The sequence below is a fragment of the Microbacterium rhizomatis genome (assembly GCF_008710745.1).
In the GTDB taxonomy this organism is placed as follows: Bacteria; Actinomycetota; Actinomycetes; order Actinomycetales; family Microbacteriaceae; genus Microbacterium; species Microbacterium rhizomatis.
The window spans coordinates 747,167-766,635 of sequence record NZ_VYSA01000002.1 but is presented as its reverse complement, the minus strand read 5'-3'; the positions used below and the strand labels follow the sequence as shown (position 1 = coordinate 766,635).

Annotated in this window: 20 protein-coding genes; 11 read left to right on the top strand and 9 right to left on the bottom strand. The window is 68.9% G+C overall.

What is annotated here, in order from left to right:
- Window positions 1-2: 2 nt before the first annotated feature.
- From F6B43_RS11895 to F6B43_RS11875, 5 genes are read left to right on the top strand one after another with little or no spacing between them, the layout of a single operon-like run.
- Window positions 3-848, top strand: coding sequence for an IclR family transcriptional regulator (locus F6B43_RS11895; protein WP_211368122.1), 846 nt, complete (start codon window positions 3-5; stop codon window positions 846-848).
- Window positions 845-1,753: an SDR family NAD(P)-dependent oxidoreductase gene (locus F6B43_RS11890; RefSeq protein WP_150449139.1), complete on the top strand. Its 909-nt coding sequence runs from the start codon at window positions 845-847 to the stop codon at window positions 1,751-1,753. Before F6B43_RS11895 ends, F6B43_RS11890 begins: the two co-directional genes overlap by 4 nt.
- Window positions 1,750-2,637 (top strand): U32 family peptidase, encoded by an 888-nt coding sequence (locus F6B43_RS11885; RefSeq protein WP_150449138.1) that lies wholly within the window; start codon window positions 1,750-1,752, stop codon window positions 2,635-2,637. Before F6B43_RS11890 ends, F6B43_RS11885 begins: the two co-directional genes overlap by 4 nt.
- Window positions 2,634-4,199 carry an aldehyde dehydrogenase family protein gene (locus F6B43_RS11880; protein WP_150449137.1) on the top strand — a complete coding sequence of 522 codons (1,566 nt, stop codon included), beginning with the start codon at window positions 2,634-2,636 and terminating at the stop codon, window positions 4,197-4,199. Before F6B43_RS11885 ends, F6B43_RS11880 begins: the two co-directional genes overlap by 4 nt.
- A gap of 28 nt (window positions 4,200-4,227) precedes the next feature.
- Window positions 4,228-5,115, top strand: a complete 888-nt coding sequence (locus tag F6B43_RS11875) for an SMP-30/gluconolactonase/LRE family protein (RefSeq protein ID WP_170285640.1) — start codon at window positions 4,228-4,230, stop codon at window positions 5,113-5,115.
- 150 nt (window positions 5,116-5,265) lie between these two features.
- Here the strand turns inward: F6B43_RS11875 and F6B43_RS11870 are convergent, their stop codons facing one another.
- The 6 genes from F6B43_RS11870 to F6B43_RS11845 all read right to left on the bottom strand — a co-directional run bounded on the left by F6B43_RS11870 (window position 5,266) and on the right by F6B43_RS11845 (window position 12,300).
- Window positions 5,266-6,231 carry a sugar kinase gene (locus tag F6B43_RS11870; RefSeq protein ID WP_150449135.1) on the bottom strand — a complete coding sequence of 322 codons (966 nt, stop codon included), beginning with the start codon at window positions 6,229-6,231 and terminating at the stop codon, window positions 5,266-5,268.
- The gene (locus F6B43_RS11865; RefSeq protein ID WP_150449134.1) at window positions 6,231-6,890 is read right to left on the bottom strand and encodes a bifunctional 4-hydroxy-2-oxoglutarate aldolase/2-dehydro-3-deoxy-phosphogluconate aldolase; all 660 of its coding nucleotides are present in this window, start codon (window positions 6,888-6,890) and stop codon (window positions 6,231-6,233) included. Before F6B43_RS11865 ends, F6B43_RS11870 begins: the two co-directional genes overlap by 1 nt.
- On the bottom strand, window positions 6,880-8,121 hold the full coding sequence (gene manD, locus F6B43_RS11860) for a D-mannonate dehydratase ManD (RefSeq protein ID WP_150449133.1): 1,242 nt from the start codon (window positions 8,119-8,121) through the stop codon (window positions 6,880-6,882). Before manD ends, F6B43_RS11865 begins: the two co-directional genes overlap by 11 nt.
- A gap of 73 nt (window positions 8,122-8,194) precedes the next feature.
- Entirely contained in the window at window positions 8,195-9,595 is a 1,401-nt protein-coding gene (locus F6B43_RS11855) for an MFS transporter (protein ID WP_150449131.1), read from the bottom strand.
- A gap of 94 nt (window positions 9,596-9,689) precedes the next feature.
- A complete protein-coding gene (locus F6B43_RS11850; RefSeq protein WP_150449130.1) occupies window positions 9,690-10,694 on the bottom strand; it encodes an L-idonate 5-dehydrogenase in 1,005 nt (334 codons plus the stop codon).
- Window positions 10,695-10,776: 82 nt separating this feature from the next.
- Complete coding sequence (locus tag F6B43_RS11845) at window positions 10,777-12,300, bottom strand: mannitol dehydrogenase family protein (protein WP_150449129.1); 1,524 nt, start codon at window positions 12,298-12,300, stop codon at window positions 10,777-10,779.
- A 150-nt stretch (window positions 12,301-12,450) separates the two neighbouring features.
- Between F6B43_RS11845 and F6B43_RS11840 the strand changes: the two genes are divergently transcribed.
- From F6B43_RS11840 to F6B43_RS11830, 3 genes are all read left to right on the top strand, one after another.
- Window positions 12,451-13,416 carry a LacI family DNA-binding transcriptional regulator gene (locus tag F6B43_RS11840; RefSeq protein WP_150449128.1) on the top strand — a complete coding sequence of 322 codons (966 nt, stop codon included), beginning with the start codon at window positions 12,451-12,453 and terminating at the stop codon, window positions 13,414-13,416.
- Window positions 13,417-13,606: 190 nt separating this feature from the next.
- Entirely contained in the window at window positions 13,607-14,119 is a 513-nt protein-coding gene (locus F6B43_RS11835) for a flavodoxin family protein (protein WP_150449127.1), read from the top strand.
- 11 nt (window positions 14,120-14,130) lie between these two features.
- A complete protein-coding gene (locus tag F6B43_RS11830) occupies window positions 14,131-14,364 on the top strand; it encodes an MBL fold metallo-hydrolase RNA specificity domain-containing protein (protein ID WP_246159920.1) in 234 nt (77 codons plus the stop codon).
- Between the two features lie 41 nt (window positions 14,365-14,405).
- On the opposite strand, the gene F6B43_RS11825 is transcribed toward F6B43_RS11830, so the two are convergent.
- The gene (locus tag F6B43_RS11825) at window positions 14,406-14,819 is read right to left on the bottom strand and encodes a Dabb family protein (RefSeq protein ID WP_150449125.1); all 414 of its coding nucleotides are present in this window, start codon (window positions 14,817-14,819) and stop codon (window positions 14,406-14,408) included.
- A gap of 95 nt (window positions 14,820-14,914) precedes the next feature.
- Here F6B43_RS11825 and F6B43_RS11820 point away from each other — a divergent pair, with 95 nt between their 5' ends.
- Entirely contained in the window at window positions 14,915-15,520 is a 606-nt protein-coding gene (locus tag F6B43_RS11820; RefSeq protein ID WP_150449124.1) for a TetR/AcrR family transcriptional regulator, read from the top strand.
- 202 nt (window positions 15,521-15,722) lie between these two features.
- Here F6B43_RS11820 and F6B43_RS11815 read toward each other — a convergent pair whose 3' ends face one another.
- Window positions 15,723-17,012: a helix-turn-helix transcriptional regulator gene (locus F6B43_RS11815; RefSeq protein WP_150449123.1), complete on the bottom strand. Its 1,290-nt coding sequence runs from the start codon at window positions 17,010-17,012 to the stop codon at window positions 15,723-15,725.
- A 124-nt stretch (window positions 17,013-17,136) separates the two neighbouring features.
- Here F6B43_RS11815 and fdhA point away from each other — a divergent pair, with 124 nt between their 5' ends.
- Both fdhA and F6B43_RS11805 read left to right on the top strand, forming a co-directional pair.
- The gene (fdhA, locus tag F6B43_RS11810) at window positions 17,137-18,354 is read left to right on the top strand and encodes a formaldehyde dehydrogenase, glutathione-independent (protein ID WP_150449122.1); all 1,218 of its coding nucleotides are present in this window, start codon (window positions 17,137-17,139) and stop codon (window positions 18,352-18,354) included.
- A 30-nt stretch (window positions 18,355-18,384) separates the two neighbouring features.
- Window positions 18,385-18,786, top strand: a complete 402-nt coding sequence (locus F6B43_RS11805; RefSeq protein WP_150449121.1) for a GlcG/HbpS family heme-binding protein — start codon at window positions 18,385-18,387, stop codon at window positions 18,784-18,786.
- On the opposite strand, the gene F6B43_RS11800 is transcribed toward F6B43_RS11805, so the two are convergent.
- Window positions 18,783-19,463: a SemiSWEET family sugar transporter gene (locus F6B43_RS11800; protein ID WP_150449120.1), complete on the bottom strand. Its 681-nt coding sequence runs from the start codon at window positions 19,461-19,463 to the stop codon at window positions 18,783-18,785. The genes F6B43_RS11805 and F6B43_RS11800 overlap by 4 nt on opposite strands.
- Window positions 19,464-19,469: the final 6 nt, after the last annotated feature.

Here is a 19,469-nt window from a genome sequence, read left to right as displayed (position 1 = left end):
TCGTGACCACAGTCAGAACGACCGTCAGGGGCGCCGCGCCCCTCGACACGTCGATGCCGCCGTTGGCCGATGCGCCATCCGGCCGCTATACGCTCCGCAGCATCTCGAGGGCCATCGACGTGCTCGAGATCCTCGCGGCCGCCGACACCTCGCAAGGTGTGAGCGACGTCGCGCGCGAGCTCGGGGCATCCAAGAGCACGGCTTTCGCGATCCTCCAGACTCTCGAGGAACGAAACCTCGTCAGTTCGTCCGGCGAGGGTTTCCAGCGGCGCTACGCGCTCGGCCTCGGCCTCGCTCGGCTCGGGCACCGCGCGGTGAGCCGCATGTCGATGCTCGATGCGGCCATGCCCCATCTCGAGCGGCTCACGAAGATGACCAAGCTGTCGTCTCGCGTGGCCACGATGTCGCAGGGCATCGCGGTCGTGCTGGGTCAGGTAGACGGCCCGAACCTCATCCGCTTCGACCTGAACATGGGCGGCCGCGAACGGCTGCACTGCACCGGGATCGGCAAGGCGATCCTCGGCCAGTACACCGATGCGGAGGTCGTCGATCTGGCCGAGCAGACCGGCCTGCCGCGGCGGACCGCCTACACGATCACCACGATCGACGCCCTCCTGAAAGACATCGCCAGCGTCCGCGAGCGCGGCTTCGCCGTGGATGACGAAGAGGATGCCGAGGGCGTGCTGTGCATCGGCGCGCCGCTCATCGATCACACCGGCGCCTGCGCGGGCGGCATCAGCGTCACGGGGCTCAAGATGAACCAGCCGCTCGAGCGCGTCCTGCGACTCGGCGAGCTCGTCATGGCGACGGCGCAGTCGATCTCGCATCAGCTCGGAGCCTCGAAATGAGCGCCGGTCTCTTCGATCTGTCCGGGCGTCGCGTGCTGATCACCGGCGCCGCCGGAGGCATCGGGTCGGCTCTCGCGGTCGGTCTGGCCGAAGCCGGCGCTGAACTGGCGCTGGCCGAACGACCCGGTGTCGAGCCGTCGGGCGAGCTGTCGGCCGCGCTCGCTGCGACGGGCCAACGGGTGCGCTGGTACTTCCAGGACCTCACCGAGGCCGACGAGTTGGGCGGGTTCGTCGACTCGGTCTGGTCCGACGGTGCGATCGACATCCTCATCAACAACGCCGGCTTCGCCACCATGGATCACTTCAACCGCCTCGACTATGCCGCGTGGCGCGCGACGATGGCCGTCGACCTGGATGCGCCGTTCGTGATCAGCCAACGCGTCGCCGAGCTCATGATCCACGACGGCATCCGCGGCCGGATCATCATGATCTCCTCGAAGAACGGCCTTCAGGCAGAGCCCGGCCTGGCCCACTACAACGCGGCAAAGGGCGGCCTCGAGCTGCTCGCGCGCAGCCTCGCGGTCGAGCTCGGCGTGCACGGGATCACCGTGAACACGGTCTGCCCCGGCATGGTCGACACGCCGCTCGCGGGCGACTTCGCGCTCGACTGGGACGCCTTCGTCGCCTACTACCGCGAGCACATCCCCCTGGAGAACAGGTTCGCAGAGCCCTCCGAGATCGTAGGCCCCGTCCTCTTCCTCGCCTCCGATGCGGCGTCGTACGTGACCGGCCACTCGCTCGTGGTCGACGGGGGAGTCCTCGCGAACCAGGTGCCGCGGATGCAGTTCATGCCGCCGTATCGCGATCGGCTCGGCGATGCGCCCGCCGCGCTGCCCGCAGCATCCACCTCCGCCATTCCGCAGGTCCCCGCGCTTTCCCCCACCGACGAGGAGTCACCCCGATGAAGTCCCAGCAGTATCTGAAGTCCCTGGGGCTGCCCAGCGGAGACGACTACACGCTGCCGACGAGCGCGGCACGGTTCGCGGACGGCACCGCATTCCACGTGGAGATCCCCTCCGTCGAGGGGCCGGCGGCGATGGTGGCCGTGATCGACGAGGCCGCCACCCGAGGAGTGCCCGTGCATCGCGTCAGCCAGGGCAGCGGAATCTGGATGCTGACCGATCGGGAGATCGAGCGCATGGTCGAGCTCGGTCGCGCCCACGACATCGAGGTCTGCCTCTTCGTAGGGCCGCGTGCCGGGTGGGACACCGGTGCGCAGGCCACGAGCCCGGGAGGCGCCGTCGTCTCGGGCTCGCTGCGCGGTGCCGACCAGCTCGCCTACGGGGTGCAGGAGGTCGTCCGCGGATGCGAGCTCGGCCTCCGATCCGTGCTGGTGTCCGACCTGGGGCAGCTCGCCGTGCTCGGAAAGCTCAAGGTGCGTGGCGATCTCCCGAGCGATCTCGTCCTGAAGGTCTCGGCGTCGCTGCCGGTGTCGAACCCCGCCGGAGCCCAGCTGCTGGAGGAACTCGGCGCATCGAGCCTGAACGTCGCCGTCGACCTGAGCCTGCCGACGCTCGCCGCGATCCGCGCCGCGGTGTCGATCCCGCTCGACCTGTACATCGAGTCATCGGATGACTTCGGCGGCGTGATGCGCTATTACGAGATCCCCGAGATCGTCCGTGTCGCCGCGCCCGTGCACCTCAAGTTCGCGGTGCGCAACTCGCCGTCGCTCTACCCGATCGCGGGCCATCTGTCCGCTGTGCTCGAAGCGACAGCGCGCGAGCGGGTGAGGCGCGCCGCGCTCGGCCTGGCCATGCTCGATCGCGCCGACGCCGAGCTCGCGGTATGAGCGGCTCCGCGATGCCGGCCGTCGGTCCGCAGGCGGGAATCGTCGCGGGCCGGCCCGCGCTCGCCGATCCGGGAACGTCATTCCGCAGCCGCGAACCCGCGACCGCGAGGCAACGGGACGCCGTCTTCGCCGACGCGCAGCTCGAAGAGGCGGATGCTGCGGCATCGGCCGCAGCGGAGGCCTTCTTCCGTGCCCAGACCGACGAGTCGGAACGGCGTCCCGCGCTCCTGCTCCACGCACTCGCCGTGGTGCTGGAGGGCCGCAGATCCGAGCTGGTACGCGTCGCGGCGGCTGAGACGGCGCTGACGGAGGTACGGCTGAACTCCGAGCTGAGCCGCACGACCGGCCAGCTCGAGCTCCTGGCATCCGAGGCCGACTCGCGATCAGGCAGACCCGTCGAAGAGGATGCCGCCGGCGCCGAGGGCTTCGCGCCCGCCCTCGCCCTCGGGCACGTGCCCCTCGGTCCTGTCGCGGTGTTCGGTGCCAGCAACTTCCCCTTCGCGTTCGGCGTGCTCGGCGGCGATACGGCCTCCGCGCTCGCGGCCGGATGCCCGGTCATTGCGAAAGGCCACCCCGCGCACCCCGAGACCAGCCAGCTGCTCGGCGAGATCGCGACGGCCGTTGTGGCCGACACGGGATGGCCCGCCGGCTGGTTCTCGCTCCTGCACGGACGGGGGGCGCCGATCGGACAGGCGCTCGTTCGTGCCGACGGCATCGCCGCGGTGGCGTTCACCGGGTCGACGCGGGGAGGAACGGCCCTTGCGACCGTCGCCGCGGAGCGCTCGGTGCCGATCCCGGTCTACGCCGAACTCGGCGGCATCAACGCGCTGTACCTTCTCCCCGACGCGGCAGGCAACGCCACGGCGGCGGACTCCGCGTTCGTCGCCGGTCTCACGCAATCGCTCACCGGGGGGAGCGGGCAGTTCTGCACCAAGCCGGGTCTCCTCGTGGTGGTGGACGACGATGCCGCGCGCCGAACGGTCGATCATCTCGCGACCGCTCTGGCCGCCGTGGCCAGCCCGCCCCTTCTGACGCCCGGCATCAAGGCCGCGCTCGTCTCGGGCCAGGAGCGTCTCCGCGAGCACGAGGACGTCGAGGTTCTGCGGGGCGGACCGTCGGCGTCCGACGCGCTCGACCACCCGGTTTCGAGCTTCGTCGCGCGAGTGTCGAGTCAGGCGCTCCGCGCAGATCCGAGCATCGCCGACGAACTTTTCGGACCGGCGCTCGTCGTCGTGATGTGCGAGAACCTCGACGATCTGATCGACGTGACCGGCAGCATTCCCGCGGGCCTGACCGCCACGATCCACGCCGCTCCCGGGGACGCGACGACCTCTGCGCGATTGCTCCGCAGACTGCGGCTGCGTGCCGGTCGTGTGCTGTTCGGCGGATTTCCCACCGGGGTGCGCGTCGGTCGTGCGACGACCCACGGCGGCCCGTACCCTGCGACCAATGCGCCGAGTACGACGTCGGTCGGGGTGCGCGCCATCGACCGGTTCCTGCGCCCGGTGACCTACCAGGATCTCCCCGACACCTTGCGCGACAGGGCTCTATCGTGGACGTGACGGGCCCTATCGAGGCGGGGGTGAGCACGTGGAGCTGATCGAGGCCTCTGCTCTCGGGGTGGCCTCGCGCACGGCATCCCTCCTCGGTGAGTCCCCGCGCTGGGACGCGCGTCGCGGGTCGCTCTGGTGGGTCGACATCGTGGGGAGCGCTCTGCACGAGCTGCGCGCCGACGGCTCGACGGTGTCCTTCGAGCTCGAGCATCCCGCCGGTGCCGTCAACCTCGTCGACGACGGCACGCTGCTGCTGGCCACGACCGAGGGACTCGAGGTGTTCGACCCCGACTCGCAGCGATCGGCCGTGCGAGTACCGGTCGAGCGGGAGCTCACGGGTCGTCGCATGAACGACGCCGCCGTCGACGCGCACGGGCGCGTGTACGCCGGGACCATGCGGTGGGATGCCGGCGAGCCGCCCCACGACGGAGTGCTGTACCGCATCGATCCGAAGGGCAACGCGACCCCGATCCTCTCCGAAGTCGGCTGCCCGAACGGAATCGCGTGGCCCCAGCCCGGCACGATGGCGTTCGTCGACTCGCTCACCCGGAGCATCGGCCTGTGGGCGGTCGACCCGGCATCCGGTGCGCTCATCGAGCAGACCGGGGCGATCGACGTGTCGCGGTTCGACGGCATCCCCGACGGGATCGCCCTCGACGCGGTGGGCACTCTGTGGGTCGCGTTCTGGGGCGGTGGCGCGGTTCGCCGTGTTGGGCTCGACGGTACGCCGCTGGCCACGATCGAGCTTCCGACGGCCCTTGTGACCGCCGTCGCGTTCGGCGGTGACGACCTCGGCACGCTGTACATCACCACGGCCCGCGAGGCCGAAGACGATGACGATACAGGGGCCGGGCGGCTCTACCGATGCGCGCCGGGCCAGCGAGGAGTGCTTCCTCATCGCTGGGCTTCGTCGTCCGCGCGGTGATGTGCCCGTCCCGACGACGGTGAAGGGAGACGCCGGGCATGTTCAGTGCGGCGAAGAGGACGGCCGCCGCGCCCCATCGCGACGTCGAGGCCGCTCCCCTCGACTCTGCGGCCTCGATCGGTCCCGGGCGGAGTGGCCCGAGCTGCGCTGTCAGCGGTGGACGGGGTCGCCGTCCGCGCCGAGGAAGTGCTCCAGGTCGCGCGCCGTGGGTGCCGCCTCCCAATCCCCGGGGACGAGGCACGCGATGGCCCCGCACGCGTTCGCGCGCTGCAGGGTCGCTGTCGTGTCGAGGCCCTCGAGCCTCGCGCTGAGGTAACCCGCGACGAAGGCGTCACCCGCGCCGACCGTGTCGAGGGGATGGATCGGGAAGCCCTCCGCCGCGACGACACCGTCCGCGCTGACGACGGTGGCGCCCGCGGCGCCGCGCTTGATGACCACCTGCTCGATTCCGAGGGTCACGAGCTGAGCGGCCACTTCCGAGGCCGCAACGCCGGGGCGGAGGAGGGTCAGCTCGTCTTCTCCGCCGAAGACGATGTCTGCGCATTCGGCGATCTCCCGGAGAACGGGGCCGGCCGATTCGGCGGCTGCGAGCCTCGACCGGTAGTTCACATCGAAACTCACGGTGACGCCCGCGGCCTTCGCCCGCGCGATGACCTCGAGCACGCATTCGCGCGCCGACTCCGAGAGGAGGGGAGTGATGCCGGTGACGTGAAGGATCGCCGCATCCTCGACCCACCCGGCCGGGACATCGGTGGCGTTCAGCCGCGACCCGGCCGAACCCGCCCGGTAGTAGTGGACCGCGGTCGACGCGGCGGACGGCTTCTCCTTGAGCATGAGGCCGGTCGGCGCGCCAGGATCGACGAGCGCGCGCACGTCGATCCCCTCCCCGCGCAACTCACGTGTCACGCGCTGGCCCAGTGCATCGTCGCCGACCCGGCCCAACCAGGTGACATCGGCGCCCAGCCGGCTGAGGCCGATGGCGACGTTGCTCTCGGCGCCGCCGATGCCGAGCGCGAGTTCGCTGACGTGTCTCAGGGAGCCGATCTCTGTCGTGCGCACGAGAGCCATCGTCTCGCCGAGAGTGACGACCCGCCGGCCGGGTTGGCGCTCGCTCATCAGGGCTCTGCTCTCGCGCAGACGGCGACGAACGCCTCCGCGCGTCGCCGGAGAGATGCGAGGTCTCCGCCTCGGAATGCGTCGCCGAGGAGCGGTCCGCCGACGCTCACGGCCACTGCTCCCGCGTTCAGCCAGGCCCGGGCGCCGTCGAGGTCGACGCCACCGGACGGCACGACCATGATGTCGGGGAACGGCCCGCGCAGGTCGGCCACATACCCCGGCCCGACCTGGCCGGCGGGGAAGATCTTCACGGCGGATGCTCCGCCCGACCACGACGAGAACAACTCGGTGGGGGTCAGGCCTCCGGGCACGATCGGCATTCCGGCATCCGCCGCCTTCTTCACCAGCGTGGGCGATGTGATCGGCGTCACCACATAGTGCGCACCCGCATCGATCGCACGGGCGAGGTCATCGGTGCTCGTCACGGTGCCGATGCCCAGGTCGGCAACGGCGCCGTAGCGCTCCAGGAGAACGGGCAGTCGATCGAACGTGCGGGGGGTGGTGAGCGTGAGCTCGATGCTGCGGATGCCGGCCTCGATCAGCTCATCGAGCACCCGGTCGTAGTCTTCCGCCGCCTGCGCGCGCGCGACGACGATGAGCCGGGACGCGAGGGTGCGTTCGGGCAGCGCGGGCCGGCGCGGAGCGGCGTCACCAGTCATGGACGGTGCCGTCGGTGAGGCGGTTCACCGGCAGATACGCCTTGGTGTACTCGAAGGCTGATGCGGCCTGCTCGTCGAGCTCGACGCCGAGTCCGGGCGTCTCGCCGGGGTGCAGGAACCCGCGGTCGAAGGTGAATGAGGTCTGGAAGACCTCGAGCGTCCGCTCGTTGTGCGGCATGTACTCCTGGATTCCGAAGTTGTGGATGGCCAGGTCGAGGTGCAGCGCCGCCGCCATCCCGACGGGCGAGATGTCGGTGGGCCCGTGGATGCCCGACTTGATGCCGTAGATGGCCGCGAAGTCGAGGAGCTTCTTCATGGCGGTGATGCCGCCGGTGTGGGTGACGGCGGAACGGACGTAGTCGATGAGGCGTTCGGTGATCAGCGTCTGGTAGTCGTACACGGAGTTGAAGATCTCGCCGATGGCGAGCGGGGTCGTGGAGTGCTGACGCACGAGGCGCAGCGCTGTCTGATCCTCACCGGGGGTGCAGTCTTCCAGCCAGAACAGGTCGTACGGCTCGATCTCTTTCGCGAATCGAGCCGCCTCGATGGGCGACATGCGGTGATGACCGTCGTGCAGGATGCGCAGGTCGGTGCCGAAGTCCTCCCGGATGCTCGCGAAGATGCCGGGCATGTGCGACAGGTACGCACGCGTGTCCCACCGCTCTTCCGTCGGGCGGACGGCGGAGCTGCCGTCCGCAGCTCGGTGCGCGGGCTCGTAGTCATAGCGCACGCCCGGTTTGCTCGAGGCCACTCCATAGATCTGACCGAGCCCCGGCACCCCGGTCTGCACGCGCACGGCGGTGAATCCCTCGTCGACGTAGGCGGCGATCGCATCCTTCAACGCGGCATAATCGGGTCCGGACGCATGCCCGTAGACGCGGACGCCTTCACGGCTCGCGCCGCCGAGCAGCTGGTACAGGGGCATGCCGGCCTTCTTGGCCTTGATGTCCCAGAGCGCCATGTCGACGGCGGCGATCGCGGCCATGGTCACGGGCCCGCGACGCCAGTACGGGCCGCGGTAGAGGTACTGCCAGGTGTCTTCGATCCGATCCTCATCGCGGCCGATCAGCATCGAGGCCACATGGTCGGCGAGGTAGGAGGCGACGGCGAGCTCACGCCCGTTCAGGGTGGCGTCTCCCCAGCCGACGATGCCGTCGGAGGTGGTGATCTTCAGAGTCACGAAGTTGCGGCCGGGGCTGGTGATGTTGACGGTGGCGAGCTCGATGGTCATGCGGTTTCTCCTCGTTGCCGGGTGCGGTCGCGCAAGACGCGACCGCACCCGTGTTCTCGTTATCGGGCCTGCGTCACATGGCGGCGCGCGGATCGGTGAGATCGCGCCCCGTCCATTCGGGTGCCCAGATGGCCGCAGCGAGCGCCGAGGCCGTGAAGATCCCCATGAGGACCATGACGGGCACGATACTGCCCGTGGTCGCGGCGACCCAGGCCGCGACGACGATCGGGCCGACGCCGGTGGCGATGATCGCAGCGATCTCGCGCACCATCGCGGTCAGGGTGTAGCGGTTGCGTGCTCCGAAGATCTCGGGAATCGCGATGTTCTCCATCGATGCGAGGCCCAGTACCGAGATGTTGTGGATGAGCGCGTAGCCGACGAAGACCCAGACGACCTCGGCGGTGTTGATCATGAGCAGGGTCGGGATGATCAGCACGAGCGACAGCGACGTCATGATGATGTACATCCGCCGGCGACCGAAGCGGTCGCCGAGGAAGCCCACGAGCGGGATCGTGAGGAAGCCGATCAGCGAGGAGACGATGACGACTTCGGGGCCGACCTGCTTCGACATCGCGAGGGTGATCGTGATGAACGAGATGAGGTAGGTCTGCACCATGCCGGAGTTGCCCGCCTGACCGAAGCGCAGGAAGAAGGCGACGATGACCGCCTTGACCGGCTTGCGCTTGACCGACTCGAGCGTGCGGATGTCGTTGGTCTCGGTCGCGAGCTCGATCATCTCCTCGCGCGACAGGGCCTTGCCGTCGACCACATCGGCGCGCTCTTCGAAGACGGGGCTCTCTTTGAGGTTGAACCGCACCCACAGTGCGAAAAGCATGATCACGGAGCTGCCGATGAAGGGGATGCGCCAACCCCACGCGATGACGTCGCTTTCGAGCATGACGGCCAGAAGTATCGCCCAGATCGCCGACGCGAACAGGGTGCCGCAGTTCGTGCCCAGCGCCACCAGGGACGCGATGATGCCGCGGCGCTGCGTCGGAGCGTACTCAGAGAGCATGACCCCGGCGCCGGAGATCTCGGCCCCCGCGCCGAACCCCTGCGCGAGGCGGAGGATCACCAGGAGGATCGGGGCGAGGATGCCCACCTGCTCGTACGTCGGCAGGAAGCCGATCAGGGTGGTGGCAGCACCCATGAGAAGGATCGTGTAGAACAGCACCTTGCGCCGGCCGACCTTGTCGCCGATGCGCGAGAACACGAAAGCACCGAGGGGTCGTGCGATGTAGCCGACCCCGTAGGTCGCCATGGCGAGGACGACGGCCATGGCCGGGTCTCCGCCGCCGAAGAACAGCTGGCTGAAGACGAGGGCTGCGGCGAGCGAGTACAGCTGGAAGTCCATGAACTCGAGGGCGGTGCCGAGCCATCCCGAGACGGCGGCGCGGACGAGGTCGCCCATCGAGCGTGTGACGGTGGGCGGCGGCGCGGGGGCGTCCACGCCGGGGACGGATGAGGTGCTCATCGGATTACTCCTTTGTAGTGATGGGTACGAATGTGTCGTGAGGGATACGGACGTGTGGCGAGGGGTGCGGAGGGTGTGGCGGTCGGATGCGGTCTCAGAGGGAGATCAGGACTTTGGCGGATGCGGAGGAGTCGCGGGCGATGTCGAAGGCTCGCACGGCATCGGAGGCGGGGATGACGTGTGAGATGACGGCATCCAGAGCATCGGTCGATGCGAGCAGCTCGATCGCGTCGTCGATCTCGGTCGAGAATCGGAAGGCGCCCTTGATCGTGAGCTCTTTGGCGAGCATGGGGGCGAGGTTCACGCCGATCTCGGCGTTGGCCAGCATCCCGACCTGTACGACCGTGCCCGCCCGGCGGGCGGTGCGGACGGCCTGCGTGAGCGCAGCTCCCACCCCCGAGCACTCGAAGACGACGTCGTAGGATTCGGGATCGATCTGGTCGCGGCCGACGAGGGCGACCCGGCTCGCACCGAGGAGCCGAGCGCGTTCGAGTGGCTCGGACCGCACGTCGCTCGCACCGACGACGGCGGCGCCGGCGCGAATGGCCGCGGCGACCACGAGCAGTCCGATGGGTCCGGCCCCGATGACCAGGACGCGGCGCCCTCCGATGTCGCCCGCGAGCCGGACGGCGTGGATCGCGACGGCCAGCGGCTCGGCGAGCGCGGCGCGTTCGAGGGGCAGCCCCTCCGGGAGGACGCGGATCATCCGTTCCTCGACGATCAGGAACTCGGATGCTCCGCCCTGCCTGTGCGGGTCGCCGGCGGCGCTTCCGAGATAGTCGCCGCCCTGACGCAGGTGGGGACGGTCCTCAAGCCCGTCCACATCGGGGCCGTATCGCGCCGGATGCACGGTGACCGGGGTGCCGGGGGCCAGGCGACCCGACGGGTCGATGTCGATCACGGCCGACAGCTCGTGGCCAGGGGTGAGCGGTTCGCGGATCGTGTACTCGCCGTTCGCGCCGTGGAAGTAATAGTGCAGGTCGGATCCGCAGATCCCGACGAATCCCACACGCAGGCGCACCTCGCCGTCGCCGGGTTCGGGGATCTCCCGGTCTTCCCACCGGATGTCTTCTGCCCCGTGGATGGCGAGTGCTTTCATGGTCGGCGCTCCTTCGTGACGATCTCGGTTTCGTGACGATCTCGGTCATTGTCCCGCTCGCCCGGAAGGGCGTCGTGGCCGGTCACGGCGCCACTCCCGCGGCGGTGCGCAGCGCAGCGCCGCCGGATGCGGAGACGCTGTCGGCGATGGCCGCATCGACGCCACGGCGGACGATGGTGTCGATCAGTTCGCCCACTCTCTCGATGAAGGCGGGCTGGCCGGCCAGTTCGTCGCCGAACAGGCGCATGTCGCAGATCGCATATTCAGCGATGTCGCGCCCGGCGATCGCCGTGGAGGCGACGGCGGAGAGCTGTTCGCGTGCCGCATCCGTCATGGCCTCCGCGTGCACGCCGGGCTCGAAGCCGCGCAGGGGGGCGACGCACGACAGATACGCGGCGACGGTGAGCGCGATGAGGTGCGGCATCTCGCCCAGGGCGAGTGCGCGCATCGCGGGAGCGGGGATGCGCTGGCGGAGCTTCACCGAGCCGTCCGTGCCGACCTGGCTCGTGCGATGCCCCAGCGCACTGTTGCCCCACCGCGCGAAGAGCTGACGCTCGTAGTCGCGCACGTCCACGCCCGTGGGCGCGTCGATGGAGGGCTCGTACTCGCCGCGCATCACCGCCCGGGCGGCCGACTCGATGCCGTCGAGCGCGATGGCCTCCGGGATCGTCGCGACCCCGCGGAGGGCGCCCAGGTATGCGATGAGGGAGTGCGTGCCGTTGAGCAGCCGAACCTTCAGCTGCTCATAGCGCCCGACCTCGTCGGTGAACACCGCGCCACCGAGCTCCCACGCGGGGCGACCGCCCGCGAATCGGTCCTCGATCGCCCACATCGTGAACGGCTCGGCCGGCACGGGGATGCCGTCACGTACGCCGAGGGTCGCGGCGACCTGGTCGCGCAGGGACGCGGTCGTGGCCGGGACGATCCGATCGACCATGCTGGAGGGGAAGGTCACCGCGCGATCGAGGTAGGCGAGGACATCAGCACCCTGCCCGCCGGGGAGTTCATGGAGGAACTCCCGCACGAGCTTCTCGGTGTGGCTGCCATTCGCGGAGAGATTGTCGCAGCTGAGCACCGAGATCGGGGCAGCGCCCGATGCCGAGCGCCGCTGCAGGCCGCGCGCGAGCTGACCGATCGTGGACCGCGGCGCACCGCCCTGCAGATCTGCTCGCACGATGGGGTCGGCCACATCGAGATGCTGCGACGACGGGGAGTAGCTGTACCCGTTCTCGGTCACGGTCAGAGTGACGATCCGGATGTCGTCATCGGCCAGATCGGCGACGACCCGCTCAGGCTCGTCGGCGGCGACGTAAGCGCCGGTGTGAACGCCCGGGATGCTCATCGACATGCCTCGAGGCGACACGGTGGCCACGGAGTACAGCAGATCCTGTTCGTGGAGTGCATCCACGATTCCTCGCGATCGCGACGCCACGCCGATGATCCCCCAGTCGCCGCCCGCCGGGAGCGCGGCCGCGGTGTAGACGGCTTGATGTGCGCGGTGGAAGCTGCCGAGCCCGAGGTGGAGGATTCCCGTGCCGCGAGGCGCGTCCGGAACGCTCACCGCGCCGGCCGAGCCACGGCCGAGGCCGCGCAGGTCGGCGGTCACCGTCCGGCTCCCGCGAGGGGCGAGGCGGTCGGTTCGAGGAGATCAACGGCGATCAGCATGTAAAGCAGTGTGAATGATTTGTACAACCTTGTCAACACCTTTCAGGAAGGGTATGCAGGATCATGGAGAATACGAGCGGGGAAGGCGACAGTGGCAGCGACATTGACGGAGGTGGCACGGCGTGCCGGCGTGTCCATCGCCACCGCATCCCGCGCATTCGGCGAGCCGGACCGGCTCGCCGACGAAACGCTCGGTCGTGTCCTCCAGGCGGCGAGCGATCTCGGGTACGCCAACCCGCAGGCCGCGACCGCGACCAGGACCTTCGGCGTGATCGTCCCGGATGTCGCGAACCCCGTCTATGCCACACTGCTCAAGGCGATCGAGGGGCAGGCATGGCACGGGCGACACCGCATCGTGCTGTTCGACGCCGATGAAGACCTTCGTCGTGAACGCGAGCAGATCGCGCTCGCCCGTAAGCTCGACGGGATGCTCCTCTGTTCGCCGCGCCTCCCGGACGACGAGCTTCTGGCGCTCGTCGGCAACACGCCGTACGTGGTGATCAACCGATTCCTCGACGGGGCGCCCTGCGTCGTGATGGATACCGAGCACGGGCCGACGCAGGCCGTTGAGCACCTCTTCGCTCTCGGGCACCGGCACATCGCGTATGCGTCCGGACCACGCGGGTCGTGGGCGGACGGGCGCCGCACGGATTCGGTCGCACGCGCGTGCGAGCGATTCGGGATTCGCCTCACACGATTGAGCAATCATGCCGCCTCGATCCAGGGAGGGCGCGCCGCGGCGGCGCCCGCGGTCGCGAGCGATGCCACAGCCGTGATCGCCTACAACGATCTCGTCGCGCTGGGGCTCGAGGCCGGAATGGCCGAGCTCGGGCGAGTCTGCCCGGACGACATCAGCATCGTGGGGATAGACGACATCGAGCTGGCGGGCGCGGTGACACCCGCTCTCACGACAGTGAGAATGCCGATCGACCGATGCGGTGCGCTCGGCGTCGACATGCTGCTGCAGGCCATGTCCGGTGCGGTCCTCACCGAGACCGAGACCCTGAACTCGCAGCTCATCGTGCGCGGGTCGACCGCCCCGCCCCGGTCGCGCTGAGTCGGCTGACCCCACCCTGCCGCCGCGCGGGCGGGGTCTCGATCTCGACCGCCGACTGCGCGGCCTCGCGCCGACGGTCCTTCCACAAGCCGGGCCCGGCCGCTCGGGCCTCGATAGGACCTATGACCCTGGGCACCCGGGTGGTGATCGTGAACGGTGGAACCAACGCGTCCGAGAAGCGAGGGCACCCATGGAAGTTCTGGTCATCTACGAGACGATGTTCGGCAACACCGCGCAGGTCGCACGGGCGATAGCCGATGGACTGTCGGAGCACGCGCACGTGATCGTCACCGACGTCGCCGACGCACCTGCGGATATTCCCCCTCAGGTCGACGCGGTCGTGGTGGGCGGCCCCACGCACGCGTTCTCGATGTCTCGCGCATCTTCCCGCGAGAGCGCGGTCCAGCGCGGCGCAGTCACGGCCGATCTCCGGCGAGGCATCCGGGACTGGCTCGACGCGCTGCCGCGGGGCGAACACCCGCAGGCGTTCGTCGCCTTCGATACGCGAGTCGATGTGCCACTGCTCCCGGGGGCGGCTTCGCGCAGCGCCACACGCGTCGCGCGCCGACTCGGGTTCACTGCGTCCAAGCCCGAGAGCTTTCTGGTGGAAGGGTACGAGGGGCCCGTCGTCTCAGGTGAGCTCGACCGCGCCCGGCTGTGGGGGGAACGTCTCGCCGACGAACTGGCCGTCACGTCGCGATGAACGCAGAGGTCGTGAGCATCGACTCGCTCTCCGCGCATGCGGATGCGGACGAGCTCCTCGACTGGATGAGGCCTGTCGAGATCCCACCGGACGAGGTGTTCGTCGTGCACGGCGAGCCCGCTGCGGCGGACACCCTGCGCGCGCGCATCATCCATGAGCTCGGATGGCGGGCCCGGGTACCGGAGAACCTGGAGACGATCGCCTTGCCCGCGCCCGGATGCTCACTCGAGTCCTCGATCGGGTAGGAGAACGCCCAGATCGTCTGCGTGGTGCCTCCTTCGCGTGCTCAGTGCGCACCGCTCGAGCCATCCGGGACGACCATGTCCGGCACCTGGGCGATGAGGTCCGCGATCGAGGGATTCTCCTCGTAGCTGCGCCTGTGGAGAGCCGCGATCTTCGCCGCCATCCCGGGGTCGTCCGAGTCGGTGGTGTCGAACGCTTCGAAGCGTTCGACGAGATGCAGTCCGGACTTCTCGGACTCGAAGTGGGCGGGGTGGGTGAGGTACTCCCAGTACCCGTCGAGATCCTCGATGACGAACACGGCCCCGTACTCGAAGTCGGCGCCGAGTTCGGGCCCCACGACGAAAGACTTCACGGCCGGGATCGATTCCCCTTGCCGGCGGAGCAGCTCGAGTCCTGCCTCGCGCTCTTCGGGCGTGACGTCGGTCTTGTACGTAAGGCGATTGATGTGGAAGATCACCGTATTCTCCTCAAAATGAAACGGAACGGACTCGTTCCGTTAACCTTATACGCGTGACGTACGGAACGCAATCGTTCCGTGCCTACACTGAGGAGATGCCCACCCCTGAGGAACCCGCCCCGGCGCAGCCCTCGAACCCCGCGCTGCACGCGCGGGTGACGTCGTCGATCACCCGCGCGTTCTTCGAGGAGATGGCGGAATCCGGTTACGGGCAGACGTCGGTGGATGCGATCGTCCGACGCGCCGGAGTGGGAAAGGCGGCTCTCTACCGGCGATGGCCCACCAAGAAGGCCATGGCGATCGCGCTGATCTCCGATGCCGCTGTGCGAAGCGAGCCCGCACCCGATACGGGAAGCCTTCACGGGGATATCTCTTCGCTCGTCCACAGACTCAGCGCAGTGCTGGGCGACCCCCTGGTCGGGCGGGTCGTCCTCGCGGTGACCGCGGAATCCAGTCGCGACCCCGAACTCGAGAATGTCCTCCGCGAGAGCGTGGAGGGTCCCCGCCGCGCGAACCTGTCCGCGATGCTGCTCAGAGCTATCGATCGAGGCGAACTGCGGGCGGATTGCGACATCGACCTGGCGCTCGATCTCATCGCCGGTGCACTGTACTGGCGCGTTCTGGTGCGCCGGCAGGGATGGGACGCGGGTCAGCTCGACCGGCTCTCCGCGGCTCTGACGAAAGCCATCACCGCGATATAGCGCGAAGGGTCTCAAGCCCGAACGGGCGCCGGGTCCGCACGCACGCTCGATTGCAGGACGATATGCGAAAACGCTCTCCCGTAGCCTGCGTCGTCGTCGTCAGAAGCGCGGATGCCCCTCTGTGCGGCGGGCATCCACGCACCCGCGTTTGATGGCGTAGCTCTAGGACGGGGATGGGACGAGCAGCATCGAGTGAGTGCGATCAGCCATCGCCGCGGCTCGCGAGGACTCTCGCGACCACCTCGGCACGGGAGCCGACCTCCAGCTTGCGGAGGATCCGCGAGATGTGGAACTTCACCGTGTTCTCGCTGATGCCGAGTTGCTCTGCGATGGCCCGGTTGCGTCGCCCGGCGACCAGCTGCTCGAGGACGTCGACCTCACGTGGTCGAAGCTCCCAGGCGGGCGCGGTGGCCGTGATCGAGTGCGGCGGGTCGAGCGGGATGGCGATCGACATCTCCGTGCCCCATCCCGGCGTCGCCTCGACGGTGAGCCGCCCGTTCAAGGCGTGCACGCGCTGCTGGACGAGCTGCAGCTGAGTACTGGCGTCGTTCAGGCTCCCCGCGCCGTCGTCGCGCATGTCGATCAGCAGATTGGTGCCGTCGCAGTCCCATTGCACGCGCACCCGCCGTACCTCAGCGGCATCGACCAGCGCCAGGATGGAGCCGCGGACGACGGCGCGAGCGCCATGGGCGACTTCGCTCGGGAGCGGCCGGCCGTCCACCGGGGGCTCGACGAACTGCACTTCGATATCTCGGTAGCGTACGAGCGGGCGGAGATCGTCGCGCAGTCGCTCGAACGCGGTCGTCACCGGCTCCTCGGTGAAGGTGCGCACCCGGTCGCTCGCGGTGCGAAGGTGAACGAGCCCCTCTGCGGCGACGCCCGTGGCCGTGCGGCGCGCCGCTCGATCGTCCAGCGCAGTCGAGCGAAGCGCAGCGAGCACGGACTCGAGGGTCGTCGAGTATTCGTCGGCGAGCTCGGTGAGTGCTTCCATCCGCACGCCTGACGTCGCCCGAGCGAGTTGGAGATAGTCGGGGGATGCGGCATCCGCCGGTTCTTGAACGCGCAGCGCGATGAGGTTCCACAGCTGGAGGACGAACGGGTCGACCTCGTCGACGTCGTCCGATCCGGGGTCGGCCAGCACGAGCAGAGCACCGGTGCGGGACAGCGCCTGGAGGGTGGGGCGCGGCCCGGTCGCGTCGGTCAGGATGCTTCGCCGGGTGCTCCCGGGCGCGAGGATCACGCGCCGGAGCTGATCCAGTTCGAGGAACGAGACGCCGTCGACGAACGCATCGTCGCCGGTGCCACGCCGTCGACCCCCAGAGGCGTCGGCCTCGAACACGAGGAGGGCGGAGTGCGGCAGGTACGGCGCCAGCAGAGTCGAGAGCCTGGCGGGAAGCCCCGGCGACGGGGCGCGCATGATGTCCACGAGGTCACCGAGGCCCGCGACCGTCAGGACCGAACGGGCGGGCGGACCGGAGTGGACAGCATCCATCCGCTCACCGTATCCCCGCCCCACCCGTTCGGGTAGTCCGGACACTCCCGGTGGGGGATCGACCCATTCCAACGGATCGGTCAAGCTCGAACTGGCGAGAGTAGCCGACGGCGAGAGGACGAAGATGTCTGGGAACAGGGCTGTGGCATACAAGGGACCGGGTGTGGTCGAGGTGATCGACACTCCCTATCCGGAGTTCGAGCTCAAAGACGGGCCGGGGGTCAACCCGGCGAACGTCGGTCGAAAGGTGCCGCACGGCGCGATCCTGCGCACCGTGACCACGAACATCTGCGGGTCGGACCAGCACATGGTGCGTGGACGCACGACGGCCCCCGAGGGGCTCGTGCTCGGTCACGAGATCACCGGCGAGGTGGTCGAGGTCGGCCCCGGGGTCGAGTTCATCAAAGTCGGCGACATCTGTTCTGTGCCCTTCAACATCGCCTGCGGGCGGTGCCGCAACTGCAAAGAGGGCAAGACCGGCATCTGCCTGAACGTCAATCCCGACCGGCCCGGATCGGCCTACGGCTACGTCGACATGGGCGGCTGGGTCGGCGGTCAGGCCGAATACGTGCTCGTGCCGTACGCCGACTGGAACCTGCTGAAGTTCCCCGACCGTGACCAGGCCCTCGAGAAGATCCTCGACCTGACCATGCTGTCGGACATCTTCCCCACCGGCTTCCACGGCGCCTACACGGCGGGCGTCAAGCCCGGATCGACGGTGTACATCGCCGGCGCCGGGCCCGTCGGCCTCGCCGCGGCGGTCGGAGCGCAGCTGCTGGGTGCGGCGGTGGTCATCGTCGGCGACCTCAACGAGGAGCGTCTCGCGCAGGCCCGCTCGTTCGGCTGCGAGACGGTCGACGTCTCCAAGGGCGACCCCGGCGACCAGATCGAGCAGATCCTCGGTGTTCCCGAAGTCGACTGCGGAGTGGATGCTGTGGGCTTCGAGGCGCGCGGACACGGAGCGGATGCCTCGCACGAGGCCCCCGCGACGGTGCTCAACTCGCTCATGACCATCACCGCCGCCGGCGGTGCCCTCGGCATCCCCGGTCTGTACGTGACCGGTGACCCCGGCGGCATCGATGAGGCGGCGAAGACCGGATCGCTGTCGCTGCGGCTCGGTCTCGGCTGGGCGAAGTCTCTGTCGTTCGCGACGGGTCAGTGCCCGGTGATGAAGTACAACCGCCAGCTGATGATGGCGATCCTGCACGACAAGGTGCAGATCGCGAAGGCCGTGAACGCCACCGCGATCTCGCTCGAGGACGCGCCTCAGGGCTATGCGGAGTTCGATCAGGGCGCCGCGAAGAAGTACGTGCTCAACCCCAACGGCTACCTCGCCGCCTGAACCACCCGATCCGATACAAGGAGAAGAACCATGTCCACCGTCACCCTCGAAGACGCCCGTCGCGTCATCGCCGCCGCTGAGAAGAAGGCCGACGAGATCGGCCAGCCCATGAACATCGCCGTCGTCGACTCCGGCGGAAACCTGGTCGCCCACGTCCGGCAGGACGGCGCCTGGATCGGGAGCGTCAACATCTCGATCAACAAGGCCTGGACCTCGAAGGCGTTCGACATCTCCACCAAGGACCTCGGCGACAACTCGCAGCCGGGTCAGCAGTTCTTCGGCATCCAGAACACCAACGGCGGCAAGGTCGCGATCTTCGCCGGAGGCATCCCGCTCTCGCGCGACGGCGTCGTCGTCGGTGCTGTCGGGGTCAGCGGCGGATCGGGCGAGCAGGACCACTCGGTCGCCGAGGCAGGGGTCGCCGCCTTCTAGGAGGCGTCCGTCCTTCTCGAGAAACCCCGAGGGGCTTTTCGAGAATCGCCGGTGCGCGAGTGCGCTGTGGGCACGGCTTCCGGCCTCAACGCCGGGATGCCGAGCCGACGGCCCGCGTACCAGATCAGATTGAAGAGGGCGATCATCCCGGTGATCCCTGCCGCGATGATCGTCCCGGCGTCCGCGACGAGGATCGCCCACGTCACCCAGAGGCCTTGGTTGAGAACAGCCAGGATGAGGAAGAGCGCGGACACGCCCCGAACGTGGGACGAGCGGATGAGGGCGACGCTCTGGCCCGCGTTCGCCAGCACGGCGGGAATGATCGCGATCGCTCCGTAGGCTCCCGAGCCGAACAGCTGATCGACCAGGATCATGATTCCGGCCAGCACGAGCCCGGGAAGGAGCGTCGACCAGATCCTTCTGCCGAGGTGGCGTGAGAGCAGGATGAGGATGGGGACGGTCGAGGCGAGCGAGAGCGCGCTGGCCACGATCTGCGGGGCTTGCCCGATCGTGATGCCGTGTGCCGTCCACCCGATGTTGACGGCGAGGAACGCCTGCCAGGCGGGAAGCGACAGCCCCTCGGCGTTTCCGGTACGGGCGAGGCGGACGAGTTGGGGGAGTCCGAGCAGGATGGCGGTCACGGTGCCTAACCAGCCCAGCACCTCCACGATGGTCATTGCGTC